The sequence below is a fragment of the Nocardia tenerifensis NBRC 101015 genome, from assembly GCF_000308715.1.
GTDB lineage: Bacteria > Actinomycetota > Actinomycetes > Mycobacteriales > Mycobacteriaceae > Nocardia > Nocardia tenerifensis.
On record NZ_BAGH01000461.1, the window covers coordinates 1 to 1,328 of the forward strand.

Annotated in this window: 2 protein-coding genes; both read left to right on the forward strand. The window is 63.6% G+C overall.

The window, feature by feature from the left end:
- Nucleotides 1–66 precede the first annotated feature (66 nt).
- On the forward strand, nucleotides 67–387 hold the full coding sequence (locus ON39_RS33975) for a transposase (RefSeq protein ID WP_040740362.1): 321 nt from the start codon (nucleotides 67–69) through the stop codon (nucleotides 385–387).
- Nucleotides 387–1,295, forward strand: a complete 909-nt coding sequence (locus ON39_RS33980) for an IS3 family transposase (protein ID WP_040740363.1) — start codon at nucleotides 387–389, stop codon at nucleotides 1,293–1,295. Before ON39_RS33975 ends, ON39_RS33980 begins: the two co-directional genes overlap by 1 nt.
- Nucleotides 1,296–1,328: the final 33 nt, after the last annotated feature.

A 1,328-nucleotide genomic window follows, 5' to 3' on the forward strand; every position in this document is an offset into this window, starting at 1 on the left:
GAGGTTCCCCCCGAACGGTGGACACCGAGTTAGCAGGATTGCTGGTCCTGCTGAGAGGATGTCTGCATGTCTCGGAAGCGTCGGTCGTTTACGACCGAGTACAAGGTCGAGGCCGCGCATCGGGTGATCGATTCCGGCCGCTCGATCGCCGAGGTAGCCCGCGAGCTGGGCTTGGGTGAACCGCTTCTGGGTAAATGGGTCGCTGATGAGCGGCGCCGGGTCGCGGCCGCCGCCGTGCATGGTGAGGCGCCGTTGAGCGCGGCGGAGAGAGCGGAGCTGCTGCGGTTACGCAAACAGGTCGCCGAGCAGGACAAAGACATCGCGTTTTTGAAAAAAGCCTCGGCGTACTTTGCGGCGATGCAGCAGAACAGGAACGGTTCGAGCTGATGGCTGCGGAGTGCGCCGGCTCCGATGTCACCACCACCAGGCGGTCCGGCCGCGCCGATGTTGTTCGCATGGCGCGGTTGCTGGAGGTGTCGAGGACGGGCTACTACCAGTACGTGAAACGAGCCACCGCAACAGCTTTGACCGATCGCCAGCAGCGCCGCGCGGATCTGGAAGTGAAGGTACTAGCGGCCCATCGCGACTCGGGCGGGGTCTATGGGTCGCCTCGGATCACCGCCGAGCTACGCGCCGCCGGTGAGGTCGTGTCGGAGAAGACGGTCGCCAAGATCATGGCCGGGATCGGGGTGGCCGGGATCAGTCCGCGCACGTTCAAAACCCGCACAACGGTGGTGGATCCGGCCGCCTCGTTGCCCGCGGATCTGGTGGCGCGCTGCTTTGACCAGGGTCGTGTCGATGCGGTGTGGTCTACCGATATCACCTACCTGAGTTGCGGCGGGATCGACATGTATTTGTGCGCGGTCCGCGACGAGCACTCCAAGAAGGTGCTCGGCTGGGCCGTTGCTGATCACATGCGCGTCGAGCTGGTCACCACCGCCGTCGACATGGCCGCGACCACGCGCCCAGGCCGCTGCCTCGGCACTATCCTGCATTCGGACCGCGGCAGCCAATACACCGCCCAGGCCATGGTCGAGGCATGCGCACGACACGGACTGCGGCGGTCGATGGGTGCCACCGGGATCTGCTGGGACAACGCCGGAGCCGAATCGCTGTGGTCGAGCTTCAAACACGAATACTACTACCGGCACGTATTCGCCACGAAACCCGAACTTGTTGCCGCGGTTGACAACTGGATAGATTTCTACAACACTACCCGACGACACTCCAGCATCGGGATGCTCAGTCCCGACAACTACGAGAAGTCACTCACCGCGGCTACTGAAGCCGCTTAACCCCCTGTCCACCATTCGGGGTGAACCTCAGTT